A 524-nucleotide genomic window follows, 5' to 3' on the forward strand; every position below is an offset into this window, starting at 1 on the left:
CCCGACCTGAGCACGCCGAATGCCACGTGCACCAGCTTACGCATCATGGCGCCGATGATCAGCTTGGGCGCTTTGCCGGCGTCACGCAGGCGCTGACCGAAGCGCTTGCCCCAAGGCGTCTTATGCACTGCCACCATGGCCGGCATGTACAGTGCCTTGCGCAGGAAGCTGTGGCCGACCTTCGACATGCGTGGCTTGCCACGCACGCTGGAACCCGACTCGTGCTGGCGCGGATCGAGGCCCGCAAACGCCACCGCCTGCTTGGCGCTGTCGAAGCGCTCAGGATTGGCGTAGTAGGACAGCAGCACGGGAATCGTGCGCTCGCCCAGGCCAGGGATGCTATCGAGCAATTCGCGCTTGCCGCGTAAATCCGGGTCGTCATCGATATGACGGCGGATCGCCAGGATCAGCGCTTTGATCTCGGCGTCGAGCCAGGCAATATGATCCTCGATACCCTGGCGTACCGCCGCGCGCGCCACTTCAAGCCGGTTGCTTTCCTGCTGGCGCATCGCTTGCAAGGCATC

At 63.9% G+C, this 524-nt stretch carries 1 protein-coding gene; it reads right to left on the reverse strand.

The window, feature by feature from the left end:
- Positions 1–524: transposase (locus tag CSQ95_RS28920; protein ID WP_143450135.1), on the reverse strand; the 524-nt coding region annotated here is incomplete at both ends.

Origin of the sequence: Janthinobacterium sp. BJB304 (assembly GCF_002735765.1) — a bacterium.
GTDB lineage: Bacteria > Pseudomonadota > Gammaproteobacteria > Burkholderiales > Burkholderiaceae_D > Janthinobacterium.